The organism is Areca yellow leaf disease phytoplasma (genome assembly GCF_041920595.1).
The window spans coordinates 183,336-186,619 of the sequence record NZ_CP169277.1 but is presented as its reverse complement, the minus strand read 5'-3'; the positions used below and the strand labels follow the sequence as shown (position 1 = coordinate 186,619).

The following is a 3,284-nucleotide window of genomic DNA, read 5'->3' as shown; positions in this document are numbered from 1 at the left end:
CATGTATTGCTAAAATACGTTCTTACAAAGCAAGTTTACCCACAGCTCTTATTCTAACGAACAAAACCCACCCCAAGAAGACAACGAAAAGACTTGAATTTTAGGAGATGCCATCGTAAAAGCTACTATGGCTGACTATCTTTATTCCCAATCCAAAGAAGACGAAGGCATTATGACTAAAAGAGCTTCCAAGCGGTGTGAAAGGTCACTTACCATCTACGCTCAAAACATTGAATTGCAAAATTATCTTCTTTTAGGCAAAGGCGAAAAAACAAAGATTTTAATGCTAAAAGTATTATGGCAGATACTTTTGAAGCCTTATTTGGTGCTATTTATCTTGATTTAGGATATTTGACAGCCAAAAAAGTTTTTCATAATATTGTCTTACCTCACTTAGCCAAAACTATCTATATTATTGATTTTAAAACTCAATTACAAGAAATAGTTCAGTCAGAAAAAAAACTATATCCAATATAAAATAGTCCAAGAGCAAGGGCCTGCTCATTCTAAAAATTTTGTAGCAGAAGTTTATTTAGAAAAAAATCTTTTAGGAACAGGTGAAGGCAGCACTAAAAAGCCGCTGAGCAAAAGCAGCCCAACAAGCATTATCCAGTTGCCAAAACCAGTTCACCTAACAACGCGTAACACGCGCGCGCGTCAACAAAGGCGGAAAAGAAAAGGAGCTTCAATAATAATATGGTTATGTTTCAAAAACTTACGAAGATGGTTTTTACAAGTAGAAAAAATGTTAATTCAAGAATACCTGCACCAGGGATTAACCTACCCTGAACCAACTATTTTGTTATTCTTACTAGATTTTTCCAAAAAACGTGTCTTTCGTCCAACGCCTTAGCCAAAAAGCAGAATCACTAAAAAAGAAGTAGAACATATTTTGTATCAATTAATGTCAAAGGTTTTTTTGACCTTTCCAGAAACTAAAAACCATAAAATTATTGAAGTTTTTTCACTACACCCACTTTTGCCAAGCTAGAAAAAATCTATCAAGACCAAATTCGCGAATCCAAACGCCAAAACCAACTTACCTTAATCCAACAAACTATTGAATATTTAGAATACAACAAAGGACAAACTCTCTTACATCTAACGAATTAGACTTAGTTAGAAATTGGTATCAAGACCAAGAATTTAGCCATGAAGAAATTAAAAACACAATTGAAGAAGCTCTTTGTGTTAAAAAAACCCTTCTGTTTTTTAAGTATATCAATACTTCTGTTTGGCAAAAAGAAATTTTTGACAGTTATACCCGATGAAAAAGCAGACAAAGCCTTAGCAAAACTTTTAAAAAAATAAAAATAACAATCAAAGTTTGGGCAAACAAAAAGTAAAGCTTACTCTTTTTTATGTTTTATAATTACTTATGTAATTATTTTGTTAGTATTTCAATTATTTTATTTATGAAAAATAACCTAGTAAAGGAATTAAAAGATGAAATTTTTAGCAACTAAACGAGGAAAAATCATTACTGGCATTATTTTTATTACTGTTACTCTTTATGTAGGTTTAGGTTTTTATATTTCTTTTAATCCTATTAACTGGCTTTCTCCTAAAAAAGTTTGGGCAAAACAAGCAGCTCAAAATTTGTATAATTCAGTTGAAAAGTTAACAAAAGAAGAAAATAAAGGCAATGTTAATTCCAAACTTGCCAGCATTAAAACTAATTTAGAAGCAGTAAATAAACACGTAATTGAATATTATAAAGAATCAATTAACAATGAATACGAAGTAGTAAAGACCTATACGAAAAAAATTGTTAAAGCAAAAGACGATGCTTATGATTATTTAAAAAAAACGATAATAAGGCAGATGATACAATTTTTTCAAATATAAAAAATTATTTAAAAACGATAATGCCAAAAACTCCAAGAAAAAGTTAATAAATACCAAATAAAAAAACCCTTAATAAGGGTTTTATTACAGATATAACAAAAAACTACCTTTTAAGGTAGTTTTTTCATTTATAAATTATTTCATTTTTGATTTAATAAAGACGCTTCAACAAACCCTTTAAATAAAGGATGTGGTTTAAATGGTCTTGACAAAAACTCAGGATGAAATTGTACTGCAATAAACCAAGGATGGCTTTTTAACTCAATAATTTCACAAAGCTTTTGTTCTTGATTTATTCCAGAAACAACAAAATCATTATTTTTTTCAAATAAAGCAACATAATGATTCATCTCAAAACGATGACGATGTCTTTCATAAATTATTTCTTGATTATAAATAGCTTTGCTTTTGGTGTTGGCTTTAAGATGGCACGGATAAGAACCTAATCGCAGGGTTCCTCCTAAATTGCTTTCAACTATTTTTAAGTAATTACAGGATGCGGCGTCTTTCGTCAACTTCCAAAGAATTCACCTTGTAAATGTAATTTTGTGCGGGCATATTCAATAACTGCTAACTGCATACCTAGACAAATCCCAAAGAAAGGAATATTGTTAGTTCTTGCATAATTAATGGCTAAAATTTTGCCTTCAATAGCGCGATTGCCAAAACCGCTAAGGAACTAAAATACCATCATAGTCTTCAAGCAAAGAAGAAATATTGTCTGGCGTTACTTTTTTCAGCATCTATCCATTTAATTTCCAGTTTACAATTATATTGATAAGAAGCATGTTTAAGAGCTTCTATGATTGATAAATAAGCATCATGTAAAACAATGTATTTACCCACTAGAGCAATGACTACTTTTTTTTCTAAATTTTGGATGCGTGTAATTAGTTGTTGCCAGGCTTGCAAATCGGCGTTTGAAGAGAGAGAGAGAGAGAAGTGCGTAGTTTTAAATGTTGTAAAATAAAATCATCGATTCCTTGATAATGCAAGTTAAAGAATCATTTGATATAAAATATCAACATCTAAGGCTTCAAAAAATAACTTGTGGATTGATGTCACATAAAGCAGCAATTTTATTTTTGGTTGGTTGGTTGATAGGAACTTCACTACGTAAGACCAAAATTTGAGGTTGTATTCCTAAAGCGCGGCGGCGGCACGCCCTTTTGGCCTTCTTGGTTGTGTTGGGTAGGTTTGTTTTGATTTCTTCAGGCTTTTTTTAAATAAGGAACTAAAGTGGTATGAAGATACAAAACATTGCGATAACCAAAATCAAAGCGCACTTGTCTGATGGCTTCTAAAAAGGCTGATGATTCGATAATGCTCCCTACGGTGCCTCGAATTTCTACAATAACAACATCTGATTTGTGAAGAAAGAGCAGCATCAATTAGTTTTTGTTTGATTTCTTCAGTGATGTGTGGAAACAGCCGTA

10 protein-coding genes are annotated in these 3,284 nt (G+C 31.5%); 5 read left to right on the top strand and 5 right to left on the bottom strand.

Going from position 1 to position 3,284, the window contains the following annotated elements:
• The first annotated feature begins 127 nt into the window (after nt 1-127).
• The 5 genes from ACEW7V_RS01020 to ACEW7V_RS01000 all read left to right on the top strand — a co-directional run bounded on the left by ACEW7V_RS01020 (nt 128) and on the right by ACEW7V_RS01000 (nt 1,848).
• On the top strand, nt 128-346 hold the full coding sequence (locus tag ACEW7V_RS01020; RefSeq protein ID WP_374695601.1) for a hypothetical protein: 219 nt from the start codon (nt 128-130) through the stop codon (nt 344-346).
• Nucleotides 298-477, top strand: coding sequence for a hypothetical protein (locus tag ACEW7V_RS01015; RefSeq protein WP_374695792.1), 180 nt, complete (start codon nt 298-300; stop codon nt 475-477). Before ACEW7V_RS01020 ends, ACEW7V_RS01015 begins: the two co-directional genes overlap by 49 nt.
• Complete coding sequence (locus ACEW7V_RS01010; RefSeq protein WP_374695723.1) at nt 467-853, top strand: putative dsRNA-binding protein; 387 nt, start codon at nt 467-469, stop codon at nt 851-853. Before ACEW7V_RS01015 ends, ACEW7V_RS01010 begins: the two co-directional genes overlap by 11 nt.
• 211 nt (nt 854-1,064) lie before the next feature.
• Entirely contained in the window at nt 1,065-1,271 is a 207-nt protein-coding gene (locus tag ACEW7V_RS01005) for a DnaD domain protein (protein WP_374695722.1), read from the top strand.
• A 175-nt stretch (nt 1,272-1,446) separates the two neighbouring features.
• On the top strand, nt 1,447-1,848 hold the full coding sequence (locus ACEW7V_RS01000; RefSeq protein ID WP_374695600.1) for a hypothetical protein: 402 nt from the start codon (nt 1,447-1,449) through the stop codon (nt 1,846-1,848).
• 140 nt (nt 1,849-1,988) lie between these two features.
• Here the strand turns inward: ACEW7V_RS01000 and ACEW7V_RS00995 are convergent, their stop codons facing one another.
• The 5 genes from ACEW7V_RS00995 to ACEW7V_RS00975 form a co-directional block, all read right to left on the bottom strand.
• Nucleotides 1,989-2,363 (bottom strand): hypothetical protein, encoded by a 375-nt coding sequence (locus ACEW7V_RS00995; protein WP_374695599.1) that lies wholly within the window; start codon nt 2,361-2,363, stop codon nt 1,989-1,991.
• Nucleotides 2,360-2,479, bottom strand: a complete 120-nt coding sequence (locus tag ACEW7V_RS00990) for a hypothetical protein (RefSeq protein ID WP_374695721.1) — start codon at nt 2,477-2,479, stop codon at nt 2,360-2,362. The genes ACEW7V_RS00995 and ACEW7V_RS00990 overlap by 4 nt, the downstream gene beginning before the upstream one ends.
• A gap of 68 nt (nt 2,480-2,547) precedes the next feature.
• On the bottom strand, nt 2,548-2,760 hold the full coding sequence (locus ACEW7V_RS00985) for a hypothetical protein (protein WP_374695598.1): 213 nt from the start codon (nt 2,758-2,760) through the stop codon (nt 2,548-2,550).
• A gap of 124 nt (nt 2,761-2,884) precedes the next feature.
• Nucleotides 2,885-2,977, bottom strand: coding sequence for a hypothetical protein (locus tag ACEW7V_RS00980; RefSeq protein ID WP_374695720.1), 93 nt, complete (start codon nt 2,975-2,977; stop codon nt 2,885-2,887).
• An 82-nt stretch (nt 2,978-3,059) separates the two neighbouring features.
• Nucleotides 3,060-3,236: a hypothetical protein gene (locus tag ACEW7V_RS00975; protein ID WP_374695719.1), complete on the bottom strand. Its 177-nt coding sequence runs from the start codon at nt 3,234-3,236 to the stop codon at nt 3,060-3,062.
• Nucleotides 3,237-3,284 lie beyond the last annotated feature (48 nt).